At 60.2% G+C, this 14996-nt stretch carries 17 protein-coding genes; 14 read left to right on the top strand and 3 right to left on the bottom strand.

Annotated elements, in window-relative coordinates; all coding sequences use genetic code 11:
• Positions 1-43 precede the first annotated feature (43 nt).
• From NPS56_RS21845 to NPS56_RS21820, 6 genes are read left to right on the top strand one after another with little or no spacing between them, the layout of a single operon-like run.
• Entirely contained in the window at positions 44-1597 is a 1554-nt protein-coding gene (locus tag NPS56_RS21845) for a sugar ABC transporter ATP-binding protein (RefSeq protein WP_274076541.1), read from the top strand.
• Entirely contained in the window at positions 1594-2571 is a 978-nt protein-coding gene (locus NPS56_RS21840) for an ABC transporter permease (RefSeq protein ID WP_274076540.1), read from the top strand. The genes NPS56_RS21845 and NPS56_RS21840 overlap by 4 nt, the downstream gene beginning before the upstream one ends.
• 3 nt (positions 2572-2574) lie before the next feature.
• A complete protein-coding gene (locus tag NPS56_RS21835) occupies positions 2575-3594 on the top strand; it encodes a LacI family DNA-binding transcriptional regulator (RefSeq protein ID WP_274076539.1) in 1020 nt (339 codons plus the stop codon).
• 59 nt (positions 3595-3653) lie between these two features.
• A complete protein-coding gene (gene rbsK / locus NPS56_RS21830) occupies positions 3654-4571 on the top strand; it encodes a ribokinase (RefSeq protein ID WP_274076538.1) in 918 nt (305 codons plus the stop codon).
• Complete coding sequence (gene rbsD, locus NPS56_RS21825) at positions 4568-4972, top strand: D-ribose pyranase (protein WP_274076537.1); 405 nt, start codon at positions 4568-4570, stop codon at positions 4970-4972. Before rbsK ends, rbsD begins: the two co-directional genes overlap by 4 nt.
• Positions 4924-5940: a nucleoside hydrolase gene (locus NPS56_RS21820; RefSeq protein ID WP_274076536.1), complete on the top strand. Its 1017-nt coding sequence runs from the start codon at positions 4924-4926 to the stop codon at positions 5938-5940. The genes rbsD and NPS56_RS21820 overlap by 49 nt, the downstream gene beginning before the upstream one ends.
• A gap of 18 nt (positions 5941-5958) precedes the next feature.
• Here the strand turns inward: NPS56_RS21820 and NPS56_RS21815 are convergent, their stop codons facing one another.
• Complete coding sequence (locus NPS56_RS21815) at positions 5959-6168, bottom strand: hypothetical protein (protein WP_274076535.1); 210 nt, start codon at positions 6166-6168, stop codon at positions 5959-5961.
• A 133-nt stretch (positions 6169-6301) separates the two neighbouring features.
• On the opposite strand from NPS56_RS21815, the gene NPS56_RS21810 reads away from it, so the two are divergent.
• Positions 6302-6607, top strand: coding sequence for a hypothetical protein (locus tag NPS56_RS21810; protein WP_274076534.1), 306 nt, complete (start codon positions 6302-6304; stop codon positions 6605-6607).
• Positions 6608-6775: 168 nt separating this feature from the next.
• Positions 6776-7093: an I78 family peptidase inhibitor gene (locus tag NPS56_RS21805; protein ID WP_274076533.1), complete on the top strand. Its 318-nt coding sequence runs from the start codon at positions 6776-6778 to the stop codon at positions 7091-7093.
• 71 nt (positions 7094-7164) lie between these two features.
• Here the strand turns inward: NPS56_RS21805 and NPS56_RS21800 are convergent, their stop codons facing one another.
• Complete coding sequence (locus tag NPS56_RS21800; RefSeq protein ID WP_003179963.1) at positions 7165-7377, bottom strand: cold-shock protein; 213 nt, start codon at positions 7375-7377, stop codon at positions 7165-7167.
• 292 nt (positions 7378-7669) lie between these two features.
• The gene (locus NPS56_RS21795) at positions 7670-7972 is read right to left on the bottom strand and encodes a hypothetical protein (RefSeq protein WP_274076532.1); all 303 of its coding nucleotides are present in this window, start codon (positions 7970-7972) and stop codon (positions 7670-7672) included.
• 373 nt (positions 7973-8345) lie between these two features.
• Here NPS56_RS21795 and thrS point away from each other — a divergent pair, with 373 nt between their 5' ends.
• The 6 genes from thrS to pheT all read left to right on the top strand — a co-directional run bounded on the left by thrS (position 8346) and on the right by pheT (position 14993).
• Positions 8346-10268: a threonine--tRNA ligase gene (gene thrS / locus NPS56_RS21790; protein WP_046815517.1), complete on the top strand. Its 1923-nt coding sequence runs from the start codon at positions 8346-8348 to the stop codon at positions 10266-10268.
• Positions 10268-10819 carry a translation initiation factor IF-3 gene (gene infC / locus NPS56_RS21785; protein ID WP_172435703.1) on the top strand — a complete coding sequence of 184 codons (552 nt, stop codon included), beginning with the start codon at positions 10268-10270 and terminating at the stop codon, positions 10817-10819. The genes thrS and infC overlap by 1 nt, the downstream gene beginning before the upstream one ends.
• Positions 10820-10879: 60 nt before the next feature.
• Positions 10880-11074 (top strand): 50S ribosomal protein L35, encoded by a 195-nt coding sequence (rpmI, locus tag NPS56_RS21780; protein WP_002553160.1) that lies wholly within the window; start codon positions 10880-10882, stop codon positions 11072-11074.
• Positions 11075-11102: 28 nt separating this feature from the next.
• The gene (gene rplT, locus NPS56_RS21775; protein ID WP_007905879.1) at positions 11103-11459 is read left to right on the top strand and encodes a 50S ribosomal protein L20; all 357 of its coding nucleotides are present in this window, start codon (positions 11103-11105) and stop codon (positions 11457-11459) included.
• Between the two features lie 109 nt (positions 11460-11568).
• A complete protein-coding gene (gene pheS, locus NPS56_RS21770; protein WP_007905876.1) occupies positions 11569-12585 on the top strand; it encodes a phenylalanine--tRNA ligase subunit alpha in 1017 nt (338 codons plus the stop codon).
• Positions 12586-12611: 26 nt separating this feature from the next.
• Positions 12612-14993 carry a phenylalanine--tRNA ligase subunit beta gene (gene pheT / locus NPS56_RS21765; protein ID WP_274076531.1) on the top strand — a complete coding sequence of 794 codons (2382 nt, stop codon included), beginning with the start codon at positions 12612-12614 and terminating at the stop codon, positions 14991-14993.
• Positions 14994-14996 lie beyond the last annotated feature (3 nt).

Raw genomic sequence — 14996 nt, 5'->3', positions numbered from 1 at the left:
CACAATGACGCTCGCCCGTCCCGGCGAGCGCCTGGAGAGTTTTATGTCCGTTAGCGCCCCGCACGCTGTCCTCTCGGTCAGTGGCATTGGCAAGACTTACGCCCAGCCGGTCCTGGCCGGCATCGACCTCACGCTCATGCGCGGCGAGGTGCTGGCCCTGACCGGCGAGAATGGCGCTGGCAAAAGCACGCTGTCGAAGATCATCGGCGGGCTGGTCACACCGACCACCGGGCAGATGCAGTTTCAGGGTCAGGACTACCGCCCGGGCAGCCGCACCCAGGCCGAAGACCTGGGCATCCGCATGGTGATGCAGGAGCTCAATCTGTTGCCGACCCTGTCGGTGGCGGAAAACCTGTTTCTGCACAAGCTGCCAAGCACCGCTGGCTGGATCAACCGCAAGCAACTGCGCCAGGCGGCGCTCGAGGCCATGGCTCAGGTCGGGCTCGACGCGATCGACCCGGACACGCTGGTGAGTGAGTTGGGCATCGGCCACCAGCAGATGGTCGAGATCGCGCGCAACCTGATCGGCGATTGCCATGTGCTGATCCTCGATGAGCCGACCGCGATGCTGACCGCCCGTGAAGTCGAAATGCTCTTCGAGCAGATCACGCGCCTGCAGGCCCGTGGCGTGTCGATCATCTATATTTCCCACCGCCTCGAAGAACTGGCTCGGGTGGCCCAGCGCATTGCGGTACTGCGCGACGGCAACCTGGTGTGTGTCGAGCCGATGGCCAACTACAACAGTGAGCAACTGGTCACGCTGATGGTCGGGCGCGAGCTGGGCGAACACCTCGACATGGGGCCTCGGGACATCGGCGCGGCGGCGTTGACGGTCAAGGGGCTGACCCGCGCCGACAAGGTGCGTGACGTGTCCTTCGAAGTGCGGGCCGGCGAGATCTTTGGTATTTCCGGATTGATCGGGGCAGGGCGCACCGAGTTGCTGCGGTTGATCTTCGGCGCCGACGCCGCGGACAGCGGCACGGTGGCGCTGGGTTCTCCCGCGCAGGTGGTGAATATCCGTTCTCCGGTGGACGCGGTCGGGCATGGCATCGCCCTGATCACCGAAGACCGCAGGGGCGAGGGCCTGCTGCTGACGCAATCGATCGGCGCGAACATTGCCCTGGGGAACATGCCCGGTATTTCCAGCGGTGGATTGGTCAATCCGGGCGATGAGGCGGCGTTGGCCCAGCGTCAGATCGATGCCATGCGCATCCGCAGTTCCGGGCCGGCGCAGTTGGTGTCCGAGCTGTCCGGTGGCAACCAGCAGAAAGTGGTGATCGGTCGCTGGCTGGAGCGCGATTGCTCGGTGCTGCTGTTCGACGAGCCGACCCGGGGCATCGATGTCGGCGCCAAGTTCGACATCTACGCGCTGCTCGGCGAGCTGACTCGCCAGGGCAAGGCGTTGGTGGTGGTGTCCAGTGACCTGCGCGAATTGATGTTGATCTGCGACCGCATCGGCGTGCTCTCGGCGGGGCGCCTGATCGACACCTTCGAGCGGGACAGCTGGACCCAGGATGATTTGCTTGCCGCCGCGTTCGCCGGCTACCAGAAACGTGATGCGCAGCTCTTCGAAGCAGCGCCAAAGGATCTTCAATGAAAAGCGCATCTTCGGCCGGCCAGCGCAGCGGCAATTTCTATGGGCTGGGCACTTACCTGGGGCTGGCCGGTGCCTTGCTGGCCATGGTCGTGCTGTTCTCGCTCCTGAGCAGCCATTTCCTCTCCTACAGCACCTTCAGCACCCTGGCCAACCAGATTCCGGACTTGATGGTACTGGCGGTCGGCATGACCTTCGTGCTGATCATCGGCGGCATCGATCTGTCGGTGGGTTCGGTGCTGGCGCTCGCCGCCTCGACGGTCAGCGTGGCGATTCTCGGCTGGGGCTGGAGCGTGCTGCCTGCGGCATTGCTCGGCATGGCGGCTGCCGCGCTGGCGGGGACCGTCACCGGTTCGATCACCGTGGCCTGGCGGATTCCGTCGTTCATCGTGTCCCTGGGCGTGCTGGAAATGGCTCGCGGCCTGGCTTACCAGATGACTGGTTCGCGCACGGCCTACATCGGTGATGCCTTTGCCTGGCTGTCCAATCCGTTCGCCTTCGGGATCTCGCCGTCGTTCATCATTGCCTTGCTGATCATTTTCATCGCCCAGGCCGTGTTGACCCGTACCGTGTTCGGCCGCTACCTGATCGGCATCGGTACCAACGAGGAAGCGGTGCGCCTGGCGGGGATCAACCCCAAACCCTACAAGATCCTGGTGTTCAGCCTGATGGGGCTGCTGGCCGGGATCGCCGCGCTGTTCCAGATTTCGCGCCTGGAAGCGGCAGACCCCAATGCCGGCTCCGGACTGGAGCTGCAAGTGATCGCTGCCGTGGTGATTGGCGGCACCAGCCTGATGGGCGGGCGCGGCTCGGTCATCAGCACCTTTTTCGGTGTGCTGATCATTTCCGTATTGGCGGCCGGTCTGGCGCAGATCGGTGCCACCGAGCCGACCAAACGCATCATCACTGGCGCTGTGATCGTGGTGGCGGTGGTGCTGGATACTTATCGCAGTCAACGCGCAAGCCGGCGGACCTGAGTCATGGCAACGATCAAGGATGTAGCGGCACTGGCGGGGATTTCCTACACCACGGTTTCCCACGTGGTGAACAAGACCCGGCCGGTCAGTGAAGAAGTGCGGGTCAAGGTCGAGGCCGCGATCAAGACCCTCGACTACGTACCCAGTGCCGTGGCCCGGTCACTCAAGGCCAAGACCACGGCCACCATCGGCCTGCTGGTGCCCAACAGCCTCAACCCGTACTTCGCCGAGCTGGCGCGGGGCATCGAGGATTATTGTGAGCGCAATGGCTATTGCGTGATCCTGTGCAATTCCGACGACAACCCGGACAAGCAGCGCAGCTACCTGCGGGTACTGCTGGAGAAACGCATCGACGGGCTGATCGTCGCCTCGGCCGGGGGTGACAGCGGGCTGGCCCAGGGCCTGGCGAACGTGCGCACGCCGATGGTAATCGTCGACCGCGCGCTCGAAGGCGTCGATGCGGACCTGGTGCGCATCGACCACGAGTACGGCGCCTACCTGGCCACCCGGCACCTGCTGGAGTTGGGGCATCGGGATATCGCCACCATCAGCGGCCCGGCGACCACCAGTGTGGCGCAGATGCGTCTGGCCGGATTTTGCCGGGCCCTTGCAGAGGCAGGCCTCAGCGTTGCGCCCGAGCGCATGCTGGAAAGCGATTTCACCAGCACCGGCGGTTACAGCGCCGCCGCGACGCTGCTGGAACATAATCCGCCCAGCGCGATTTTTGCCGCCAACGACATGATCGGTTTTGGCGTACTGCGTGCCGCCGCCGAGCGCAATATCCGCGTGCCCACGGACCTGTCGGTGATCGGCTTCGACGACATCCAGATGAGCCGTTATGTCTATCCGGCCTTGACCACCGTGGGGCAGTCGATCCTGCAGTTGGGCGAAATGGCGGCGGGGGTGCTGCTGCGCCGGATCGCCACGCCGACCCTTTCGACCGAGCAACGGATCGTCACCCCCAGCATCGTCATGCGCGAATCCACCGCGCCGTTGGCTGGGGTGTTTGAGCAGTACCGATAAACAAAAAGTACCGCTGAATCCAAAGCAGCGCTGAAACCGTCTTGATGAGTAGCAATGTAATGTCAGCAAAAGTAGTGGTAGTCGGCAGCTTGAACATGGACCTGGTGACCCGGGCGCCGCGCTTGCCCCGTGGTGGAGAAACACTGATCGGCCAGTCGTTTGCGACCGTCTGTGGCGGCAAGGGCGCGAACCAGGCTGTGGCGGCCGCGCGCCTCGGCGCGCAGGTGTCGATGGTGGGCTGCGTGGGCAGCGATGCCTATGGCCAGGTGTTGCGCCAGGCGTTGCTGGACGAGGGCATCGATTGTCGGGCCGTCAGCGCCGTGCAGGGCACCAGTGGCGTGGCGTTGATCGTGGTCGACGACAACAGCCAGAACGCCATCGTGATCGTCGCCGGGGCCAACGGCGCACTGACGCCGGCGGTGCTCGGCTGTTTCGATGCGGTGCTGCAGGAGGCGGACGTGATCATCTGCCAGCTGGAAATGCCGGACGCCACGGTCGGTCATGCGCTCAAGCGCGCCCGTGAACTGGGCAAGACCGTGATCCTCAACCCCGCGCCGGCCAGCCGACCGTTGCCGGCGGATTGGTATGAGTCCATCGATTACCTGATCCCCAACGAAAGTGAAGCGGCGGCGCTTAGCGGTTTGCCGGTGGACTCGCTGCAATCGGCGCAGATTGCGGCCACTCGCCTGATCGAGATGGGCGCCGGCAAGGTCATCATCACCCTCGGCGCCCAGGGCTCGTTGTTTGCCGATGGCAAAGGCTTTGAACATTTCCCGGCGCCGAGCGTGAAGGCGCTCGATACCACGGCGGCCGGCGATACCTTCGTGGGTGGCTTTGCCGCAGCGCTGGTGGCCGGCCAGAGCGAAGCCCAGGCGATACGGTTCGGGCAGGTCGCCGCTGCGTTGTCGGTCACCCGGGCTGGCGCGCAACCCTCGATCCCCACCCTGGCCGATGTGCAGGCGTTTAAAACACCATGAAAAAGACTCCTTTGCTCAATGTCGCGCTGTCGCGGCTGATCGCCTCCCTGGGGCATGGCGACACTGTGGTGATCGGCGATGCGGGCCTGCCGGTACCGCCCGGTGTCGAGTTGATCGACCTGGCCCTGACCCAGGGCATTCCGGATTTTGTCAGCACCCTGAAAGTCGTGCTCAGCGAAATGCAGGTCGAAAGCCATGTGCTGGCGCAGGAGATTCTTGACCGGCAGCCGCCGGCACTGGCGGTCCTGGACGCACTGGAAGTCGAGGGTGCGCTGGGGCGGCGCGAACTGCTCAGCCATGAACAGTTCAAGGTCCTCAGTCGACAGGCGCGGGCGATCGTGCGGACCGGCGAATGTCAGCCTTACTGCAACATCGTGCTGGTGGCCGGGGTGACGTTTTGATCCCGATCAGCGCAAACCAGGCACCACAACCGATCGACCTGATCATCGATACCGATCCCGGTGCCGACGATGTGATTGCCTTGCTGTTTGCCCTGGCATCGCCGCAGGAATTGAACGTGCGCGCATTGATCACGGTCGCCGGCAACGTGCGCCTGGACAAAACCTCGCGCAATGCCCGGCTTGCCCTTGAGTGGGCCGGGTGCGAAGCGGTGCCGGTGTATGCCGGGGCGCCGAAGCCGCTGAAACGCACGCCGATCTATGCCGAGCACGTCCACGGCGAAGAAGGTTTGCCGGGCGTCGCGGTCCATGAGCCGAAGAAGGGTCTGGCCGAGGGCAGCGCGATCGACTTCCTGATCGACACGCTGCTGGCCGCCAGGCCCCAGAGCATCACCATCGCCATGCTGGGGCCGCAGACCAACCTTGCCCTGGCGCTGATGCGCGAGCCTGGGATCGTTCGGGGCATCAAGGAAGTGGTGATCATGGGCGGTGCGCACTTCAACGGCGGTAACATTACGCCGGTGGCGGAATTCAACCTGTTCGCCGATCCGCACGCTGCCGAGGTGGTGCTCAAGAGTGGCGTAAATCTGGTCTATCTGCCGCTGGACGTGACCCACAAGATCCTCACCAATGACGCGCGCCTGGAGCGGATTGCGGCGTTGAACAACAAGGCCGGCAAGCTGGTGGGCGACATCCTGAATGAGTGCATCGGCGGTGACATGGCGCGCTATGGCATTCCCGGTGGCCCGGTGCATGACGCCACGGTCATCGCCTACCTGCTCAAGCCGGCGCTGTTCAGTGGCCGCTCGGTCAATGTGGTGGTCGACAGCCGCGAAGGTCCGACGTTTGGCCAGACCATCGTCGACTGGTATGACAGTCTCAAGGCGCCGAAGAACGCTTTGTGGGTTGAAAGCGGTGACGCCCAGGGATTCTTCGATCTGTTGACCGAGCGCCTGGCGCGTCTGAAGTAGCGCTCGAACCCTGGGGGCTCACCCTCGCTGCGTTTGCCCGGCACCATGATTGTTCGAGTGTTTTTCGAAAATCTGGTCGATGAAAGACCGCGCCGCTTCGGTGCCCAGGTCCTTGACCAACAGGTCAATGCCGATGATGGCCAGCTCTTCCGGGCTGCCGGGGCTGTAAGAAATATGGCCGTCCGGCCATTTGATCTTGATATCGGCGTCGATGCTCACGGTGGTCATGGTAGGGCTCGAGAGTCAGGGAAAATTGTGAGTGTCGAGTTAATCACTTTATGGCGCTTTTGGCACTGCGACTTAGGCATGAGCGCAGGGCTATGCGACACTTGGTCTTTGACAATTATTCAAGGACCGCGCTGTGCAGATCGATTTGAACACTCCCGGCGGCTTGACCCTTGAAACAGTGCGTCAGTTGTTGGCTGCAGCCAGCGACGATGAGCACACGCAATTGCGCGTGACCAAGGGCGGCATCGCCTATATTTCATCGGGGGTCGTGGGTGGCACCGATATCGACGGCTTGCTGTTTCGCCTGGAGACCTGGGCCAAGGGGTCAGGTTATGTCGGGCGGGTGGCGGCCAGTGATGAAGTCTGGGTCATGCAGATCTACAATGCGTTGAAGCAGAACTGGCCAAAACCGGCTTTTGACTACATCGACGTCTACTGAGAGCCGTTCATATCCCGTCACGATTGAAAGGTGAAGGGCAGGGCGCTGCTCAGGCAAACTTGTCGTTTGTCCGTGTTTAAGGACGGGATGCCTGGGCTCCCCCGTGAAACCAAACGCCGCATTGGCGGTCGCAAGAATTCAGCTAAATCATTGAAATAAGGAGGCGTCATGCCTTGGAAGCTCGCGTCATTGGGTACTGTGCTGGCTGCTGCCATGCTGGTCGGTTGCAGCACGGCCACCACCGAGCCGACTGACCCAGCCACTACCACGGAGTCAGGTCATAGCCGTTGCGAGGCCAAAGCGGCCGAATTCACCATCGGCAAGCAGGCGTCGCCTGAGCTGCTGGAGCAGGCACGCACCCGTGCCGGCGCGCAGAACGCACGGTTCCTGCAGCCTAACGACATGATCACGCTGGAATACCGCTCCGACCGCCTGAACCTCAACACCGATGCCAATCGGGTCGTCACCCGCGTCAACTGCGGCTGATCGATCAGGCTTATGTGTCGCCCATAAAAAACCCCGTCACATGGACGGGGTTTTTTTAGTGCGCCTGGAAATTACTCTGGGCGAACTTGAGCAGCTTGCATACCCTTTTGGCCTTTCTCAGCCACGAAGGAAACAGTCTGGCCTTCTTTCAGGCTTTTGAAACCGTCGCTTTCGATAGCTTTGAAGTGTACGAACAGGTCGTCACCGCCACCTTGAGGAGTGATGAAGCCGAAGCCTTTTTCATCGTTGAACCATTTAACGGTGCCGGTTTGGCGATTAGACATGGTGTATCTCCAAGAAACATATATTTTCAGTAGTACTGTGCTGCTCAGGCCAACTGGGCACACCCGAGTATCATAGTCGAAATGTTCGCTTTGGGAGCCCCCCACAGCGGTTGTTTGCCCTACAGTCGCACATTCTTTGTTGGCTGATGCGGCTGAAAGCCCCGTATTTAAAGGCTTTCAGCCCGAAGTAAAGGTGATAAAAAAAGCTGTAAAACCTGAATAAATTGTACGAAAGGGTCTGATTTGGAGGCTTTTTACCGGCAAATCATGGCCCGCAAGTACTGGGATGAGGTCATTTCGCCTCTTTATTGCTGGCCTTGCAGGCCGCAATTTTGTCCAGGGCCGCTTTCTTCAGATCATCACTTGCGGTGTTGTTCATCAAAGCCTGAATATCGCTGGCCGGGTACGACTTGATAGCGTCGGCGCCACAGGCGCAGTGGGATTTCGCGGCTGGCGTGCCAATCTTCTCCGCGGCCGCAGGAACGCACTGCGCCATGTATTTCTGCCGCTCGCCCTTGGGCCAGTCCGCATGGGCGGCCAGGGGCAGCAGGAGAACGACAGGGGCGATGACTGCGAACAAACGATTCAGACGCATGCTGGGATGCTCCTTGTGGGTCAATGTCTTGTTATCTGAGGGGTAAAGCGCGGTTCAAGTTCAGCACTCTGGCATAAAACAACGGATTTGCCCCGCCAGAAAACCTCTTCACCGCCACGACCGTTCATCTGTGCTAGCATGCCTGGCTCGGGCGTTCGCAGGCGCCGGTCGACCTTCAGTCCCGGCCGCGGCAGATGCCCGAATAACCCTGATTTGAATCCCAGTCACTCTGGTTCGGTTTCCCGGTTGGCCGCAAGGCTCCTGCCGCTGTAAGGCAGGCGTTCGTCATTGAATGGCCTGGATCGGATCTTGTACTGGCTCATCCCAACCCACGTGACCTTTGGTAGGGGTCACCACTAGGAGAGGAGGCGCCATGCCAACTATTACTCTTCCCGACGGCAGTCAACGTTCATTCGATCACCCGGTTTCCGTAGCCGAGGTCGCCGCATCCATCGGTGCCGGCCTGGCCAAGGCCACCGTAGCGGGCAAGGTCGACGGCAAGCTGGTCGACGCCAGCGACACCATCAGCAGCGACGCCACGCTGCAAATCATCACGCCAAAGGATGAAGAGGGGCTGGAGATCATTCGCCACTCTTGCGCCCACCTGGTCGGTCACGCTGTCAAGCAACTGTACCCGACGGCCAAGATGGTCATCGGTCCGGTCATTGACGAAGGCTTCTATTACGACATCGCCTTCGAGCGTCCTTTTACCCCGGACGACCTGGCCGCCATCGAACAGCGCATGCAGCAGCTGATCGAAAAAGATTACGACGTGATCAAGAAAGTCACTCCGCGCGCCGAAGTGATCGAAGTGTTCAAGGCCCGCGGCGAAGACTACAAGCTGCGCCTGGTCGAGGACATGCCGAACGAGCAGGCCATGGGCCTGTACTATCACGAAGAATACGTCGACATGTGCCGCGGTCCGCACGTGCCGAACACCCGCTTCCTGAAATCCTTCAAACTGACCAAGTTGTCCGGCGCCTACTGGCGTGGCGATGCCAAGAACGAGCAATTGCAGCGCGTCTACGGCACCGCATGGGCTGACAAGAAGCAGCTGGCGGCCTACATCCAGCGCATCGAAGAAGCCGAGAAGCGCGACCACCGCAAGATCGGCAAGCGCCTGGGCCTGTTCCACACCCAGGAAGAGTCGCCGGGCATGGTGTTCTGGCACCCGAACGGCTGGACCCTGTACCAGGTGCTCGAGCAGTACATGCGCAAGGTGCAACGCGACAACGGTTACCTGGAGATCAAGACTCCACAGGTCGTTGACCGCAGCCTGTGGGAGAAATCCGGGCACTGGGCCAACTACGCCGACAACATGTTCACCACCCAGTCGGAAAACCGCGACTACGCGATCAAGCCAATGAACTGCCCTTGCCACGTGCAGGTGTTCAACCAGGGCCTGAAAAGCTACCGCGAGTTGCCGATGCGCCTGGCCGAATTCGGTGCCTGCCACCGTAACGAGCCATCGGGTGCGCTGCACGGCATCATGCGCGTACGTGCGTTCACTCAGGACGACGCCCACATCTTCTGCACCGAAGAGCAGATGCAGGCCGAATCCGCGGCATTCATCAAGCTGACCATGGACGTCTACGCCGATTTCGGCTTTAAAGACGTCGAGATGAAGCTGTCCACTCGTCCGGAAAAACGCGTCGGTTCCGACGAGTTGTGGGATCGCGCTGAAGCTGCACTGGCTGCAGCCCTTGATAGTGCTGGCTTGCCGTACGATCTGCAGCCGGGTGAAGGTGCGTTCTACGGTCCGAAGATCGAGTTCTCGCTAAAAGATTGCCTTGGCCGTGTCTGGCAATGTGGTACCCTGCAGCTCGATTTTAACCTGCCTGTCCGTCTGGGTGCCGAATTCGTCTCCGAAGACAACAGCCGCAAGCATCCGGTGATGTTGCATCGGGCGATCCTGGGCTCCTTCGAACGTTTCGTCGGAATCCTGATCGAGCACTACGAGGGTGCATTCCCTGCGTGGCTGGCTCCGACCCAGGCAGTGATCATGAATATCACTGACAAGCAGGCGGATTTTGCCGCCGAAGTGGAAAAAACTCTCAACGAAAGCGGGTTTCGTGCCAAGTCTGACTTGAGAAATGAAAAAATCGGCTTTAAAATCCGCGAGCATACTTTGCTCAAGGTTCCTTATCTCTTGGTTATCGGAGATCGGGAAGTCGAGATGCAGACTGTCGCTGTGCGTACTCGTGAAGGTGCTGACCTGGGCTCGATGCCCGTCGCCCAGTTCGCTGAGTTCCTCGCGCAAGCGGTTTCCCGGCGTGGTCGCCAAGATTCGGAGTAATTATTATTAAGCGTGAAATGAGACAAGATAAACGAACTGCACCGAAAGCCCCGATCAACGAGAATATCTCGGCACGCGAGGTTCGGTTAATTGGGGCTGAAGGTGAACAGCTCGGGATTGTGTCAATTGAAGACGCGCTTCTTAAGGCTGAAGAGGCCAAACTGGATCTGGTGGAGATTTCCGCCGATGCAGTACCACCTGTTTGCAAACTGATGGACTACGGCAAATCGATCTTCGAAAAGAAGAAGCAGATTGCTGCGGCCAAGAAAAACCAGAAGCAGATCCAGGTTAAAGAAATCAAGTTTCGTCCAGGGACGGAGGAAGGGGATTACCAGGTAAAACTGCGCAACCTGGTACGTTTCCTGAGTGACGGGGACAGGGCCAAGGTATCCTTGCGATTCCGCGGCCGTGAGATGGCCCACCAGGAGCTGGGGATGGAACTCCTCAAGCGAGTTGAAGGTGACTTGCTCGAGTACGGTTCGGTCGAACAGCATCCTAAGATGGAAGGACGCCAGCTGATCATGGTCATCGCCCCGAAAAAGAAGAAGTAATCAACAGGGCACGGCAGGCCTTCTGATTATGTTTATCAACTGAATGCGGAGTATCCGAACATGCCAAAAATGAAGACCAAAAGTGGTGCTGCTAAGCGGTTTCTGAAAACTGCTAACGGTATCAAGCACAAGCACGCTTTCAAGAGCCACATCCTGACCAAAATGTCGACCAAGCGTAAGCGTCAACTGCGCGGTAGCAGCTTGCTGCATCCGTCTGACGTGGCAAAAGTCGAGCGCATGCTGCGCCTTCGTTAATTTTAGTCAAGAATAGAGGAAGTAACTCATGGCTCGTGTAAAGCGTGGCGTCATTGCCCGTAAGCGTCACAAAAAAATTCTGAAACTTGCTAAAGGCTACTACGGCGCACGCTCCCGCGTATTCCGTGTTGCCAAGCAAGCGGTAATCAAGGCAGGCCAATACGCCTACCGTGACCGTCGTCAGAAAAAACGTCAGTTCCGCGCTCTGTGGATCGCTCGTATCAACGCTGGTGCTCGTATCAACGGTCTGTCCTACAGCCGTTTCATCGCCGGCCTGAAAAAAGCGTCCATCGAGATCGACCGTAAGGTTCTGGCTGATCTGGCAGTGAACGAAAAAGCGGCGTTTGCTGCGATTGTCGAGAAAGCTAAAGCCACCTTGGCTTAAGTACCCCCGACAGTCACCCGGCCTCACCTCCGTGGGGCCAGGTGTTAAACGTCATAAATAGGGGAAGAGCCTTCAAGCTCTTCCCCTATTTTGTATCTGGAGTCTGTACATGGAAAACCTGGATGCGCTCGTCTCTCAAGCACTAGAGGCTGTGCAAAGCGCTGAAGATATCAATGCCCTGGAGCAAATCCGGGTTCACTACCTTGGCAAGAAGGGCGAGTTGACTCAGGTGATGAAGACCCTGGGGAATTTGCCGGCAGAAGAGCGTCCGCAAGTCGGCGCCCTGATCAACGTTGCCAAGGAGCGTGTCACAGAGGTTCTCAATGCCCGCAAGGCACTGTTTGAAGAGGCCGACCTGGCCGCCAAACTGTCTGCCGAGTCCATTGACGTGACCCTGCCTGGCCGCGGCCAGACCTCGGGTGGCCTGCATCCGGTTACGCGCACTCTGGAACGTATCGAACAGTTCTTCACCCATATCGGCTACGGCATTGCCGAAGGCCCTGAGGTCGAAGACGACTACCACAACTTCGAAGCACTCAACATCCCAGGCCATCACCCGGCCCGGTCGATGCATGACACCTTCTATTTCAACGCCAACATGTTGCTGCGCACCCATACCTCGCCGGTACAGGTCCGCACCATGGAGTCGAAACAGCCGCCGATCCGCATCGTCTGCCCAGGCCGTGTGTACCGTAGCGACTCGGATATCACCCACTCGCCGATGTTCCACCAGGTCGAAGGCCTGCTGGTCGATCGCGACATCAATTTCGCCGATCTCAAAGGCACCATCGAAGAATTCCTGCGGGTGTTCTTCGAAAAAGAACTGGCCGTGCGTTTCCGTCCTTCCTACTTCCCGTTCACCGAGCCATCGGCCGAAGTCGACATGGAATGCGTGATGTGCAGCGGTAAAGGCTGCCGCGTCTGCAAGCAGACCGGCTGGCTGGAAGTGATGGGCTGCGGCATGGTTCACCCGAACGTGCTGCGCATGTCCGGGATCGACCCGGAAGAGTTTTCGGGCTTCGCCTTCGGCATGGGCGTCGAGCGCCTGGCCATGCTGCGTTACGGCGTGAACGACTTGCGTCTGTTCTTCGACAACGACTTGCGGTTCCTCGCGCAATTTCGCTAGTCGTAACGAATTCTTAGGAGAGCAGGATGAAATTCAGTGAACAATGGCTGCGTGGCTGGGTAAGCCCGCAGGTAAGTCGCGACGAGCTGGTTGCCCGTCTGTCGATGGCCGGTCTTGAGGTCGATAGCGTTACGCAGGCCGCCGGTGAATTCAGTGGCGTCATCGTGGGCGAGGTGCTGAGCACCGAACAGCACCCGGACGCCGACAAGCTGCGCGTTTGCCAGGTCAGCAACGGCTCGGAAACTTTCCAGGTGGTGTGCGGCGCGCCAAACGTGCGCCCGGGCCTGAAGATCCCGTTCGCCACCATCGGTGCCGAACTGCCGGGCGACTTCAAGATCAAGAAAGCCAAGCTGCGGGGCGTCGAGTCCAACGGCATGCTGTGCTCGCAAGCCGAGCTGCAAGTGGGTGAAGGCAACGACGGCCTGATGGAATTGCCGGCCGATGCGCCTGTTGGTCAAGACATTCGTGAATACCTGAAACTGGACGATGCCAGCATCGAGGTCGACCTGACCCCGAACCGTGGCGACTGCCTGTCCCTGGCCGGTCTGGCCCGCGAAGTCGGTGCGCTGTATGCCGCTGAAGTCACCCGTCCGGTGGTACCTGCCGTGCCTGCCGTGCACGACGAAGTGCGTTCGATCGAAGTCCTGGCGCCGGCTGCCTGCCCGCGTTACCTGGGCCGAGTGATTCGCAACGTCGACCTGACCAAGCCAACGCCGCTGTGGATGGTTGAACGCCTGCGTCGTGGCGACGTGCGCAGCATCGACGCTGCCGTCGACATCACCAACTATGTGATGCTGGAGCTGGGTCAACCGCTGCACGCCTTCGATCTCGCTGAAATCAATGGCGGCATCCGCGTGCGCATGGCGGAAGAAGGCGAGAAGCTGGTACTGCTCGACGGTCAGGAAGTCAGCCTGCGTAGCGATACGCTGGTAATCGCCGACCACACCCGCGCCCTGGCCATCGCCGGCGTCATGGGTGGCGAGCACAGCGGTGTAAACACCGCGACCACCCGCGACATCTTCCTCGAAAGCGCGTTCTTCGATCAGATCGCCGTCGCTGGCAAGGCCCGTTCCTATGGCCTGCACACCGATGCCTCGCACCGCTACGAGCGTGGCGTGGACTGGCAACTGGCCCGTGAAGCCATGGAGCGCGCCACCGGCCTGCTGCTGGAAATCACCGGTGGCGAAGCCGGCCCGATCATCGAGACCGTCAGCGAACAACACCTGCCGAAGATTGCCCCGGTCACCCTGCGTGCCCAGCGCATCACCCAGATGCTGGGCATGGAAATGGATTCGGCCGAAGTCGAGCGCCTGCTCAACGGCTTGGGCCTGACCGTTTCTGCCGATGGGGCAGGGCAGTGGCGCGTAGAAGTGCCAAGCCATCGCTTCGACATCAGCCTGGAAGTCGACCTGATCGAAGAGCTGGCCCGCCTATACGGCTACAACCGCCTGCCGGTTCGTTACCCGCAAGCGCGCCTGGCGCCGCAAGCCAAGGCTGAAGCCCGTAGCGACCTGCCTGAACTGCGTCGCCTGTTGGTCGCCCGTGGTTACCAGGAAGCGATCACCTACAGCTTCATCGATCCAAAACAGTTCGAACTGTTCAATCCAGGTGTCGAGCCGTTGCTGCTGGCCAACCCGATCTCGAACGACATGGCCGCCATGCGCTCGTCCCTGTGGCCAGGCCTGGTCAAGGCGCTTCAGCACAACCTGAACCGTCAGCAGGATCGCGTTCGCCTGTTCGAAAGCGGCCTGCGTTTCGTCGGTCAGTTGGAAGGCCTGAAGCAAGAGCCGATGCTGGCCGGTGTCGTCTGCGGCAGCCGCCTGCCGGAAGGCTGGGCACAGGGTCGCGATACCGTCGACTTCTTCGACGTCAAGGCTGACGTGGAAGCGGTGCTGGGCTTCGCCGGTGCGCTGGATGCCTTCACTTTCGTGCCGGGCAAACACCCTGCGTTGCACCCGGGTCAAACCGCGCGCATCGAGCGAGAAGGTCGTCTGGTCGGTTTCGTCGGCGCCATCCACCCGGAACTGTCGAAAACCCTGGGTCTGGACCGTCCAGTCTTCGTTTTCGAGCTGGTCCTGGCGGAAGTGGCCTCGGGTAAAATGCCTAAATTCCACGAGTTGTCGCGCTTTCCTGAAGTGCGTCGTGACCTTGCATTGATTGCTCACAAAGATGTTGCGGCCGCGGCAGTGCTGGACGTAATCCGTGAAAATGCAGGCGAATGGCTGACAGACCTCAGGCTATTTGACGTGTATCAGGGTAAAGGCATTGATCCTGATAGAAAAAGCCTTGCAGTTGGCTTGACCTGGCAGCATCCATCGCGCACTCTTAATGACGATGAGGTGAATTCCACGACGCAAAATATCCTCACCTCGCTCGAACAAAGGTTGGACGCCACGTTAAGGAAGTGACGT

The sequence above is a fragment of the Pseudomonas putida genome (assembly GCF_028682635.1).
GTDB lineage: Bacteria > Pseudomonadota > Gammaproteobacteria > Pseudomonadales > Pseudomonadaceae > Aquipseudomonas > Aquipseudomonas putida_AE.
The sequence above is the reverse complement of the archived record's forward strand: the minus strand, read 5'-3'. Positions and strand labels throughout refer to the sequence as shown.

Bases quoted from the DNA above. Each gene is read 5' to 3' on its own strand.
- NPS56_RS21845 (WP_274076541.1), top strand. From the start codon at position 44: ATGTCCGTTAGCGCCCCGCACGCTGTCCTCTCGGTCAGTGGCATTGGC.
- NPS56_RS21840 (WP_274076540.1), top strand. From the start codon at position 1,594: ATGAAAAGCGCATCTTCGGCCGGCCAGCGCAGCGGCAATTTCTATGGG.
- NPS56_RS21835 (WP_274076539.1), top strand. From the start codon at position 2,575: ATGGCAACGATCAAGGATGTAGCGGCACTGGCGGGGATTTCCTACACC.
- rbsK (WP_274076538.1), top strand. From the start codon at position 3,654: ATGTCAGCAAAAGTAGTGGTAGTCGGCAGCTTGAACATGGACCTGGTG.
- rbsD (WP_274076537.1), top strand. From the start codon at position 4,568: ATGAAAAAGACTCCTTTGCTCAATGTCGCGCTGTCGCGGCTGATCGCC.
- NPS56_RS21820 (WP_274076536.1), top strand. From the start codon at position 4,924: ATGTCAGCCTTACTGCAACATCGTGCTGGTGGCCGGGGTGACGTTTTG.
- NPS56_RS21815 (WP_274076535.1), bottom strand. From the start codon at position 6,168: ATGACCACCGTGAGCATCGACGCCGATATCAAGATCAAATGGCCGGAC.
- NPS56_RS21805 (WP_274076533.1), top strand. From the start codon at position 6,776: ATGCCTTGGAAGCTCGCGTCATTGGGTACTGTGCTGGCTGCTGCCATG.
- NPS56_RS21800 (WP_003179963.1), bottom strand. From the start codon at position 7,377: ATGTCTAATCGCCAAACCGGCACCGTTAAATGGTTCAACGATGAAAAA.
- NPS56_RS21795 (WP_274076532.1), bottom strand. From the start codon at position 7,972: ATGCGTCTGAATCGTTTGTTCGCAGTCATCGCCCCTGTCGTTCTCCTG.
- thrS (WP_046815517.1), top strand. From the start codon at position 8,346: ATGCCAACTATTACTCTTCCCGACGGCAGTCAACGTTCATTCGATCAC.
- rpmI (WP_002553160.1), top strand. From the start codon at position 10,880: ATGCCAAAAATGAAGACCAAAAGTGGTGCTGCTAAGCGGTTTCTGAAA.
- rplT (WP_007905879.1), top strand. From the start codon at position 11,103: ATGGCTCGTGTAAAGCGTGGCGTCATTGCCCGTAAGCGTCACAAAAAA.
- pheS (WP_007905876.1), top strand. From the start codon at position 11,569: ATGGAAAACCTGGATGCGCTCGTCTCTCAAGCACTAGAGGCTGTGCAA.
- pheT (WP_274076531.1), top strand. From the start codon at position 12,612: ATGAAATTCAGTGAACAATGGCTGCGTGGCTGGGTAAGCCCGCAGGTA.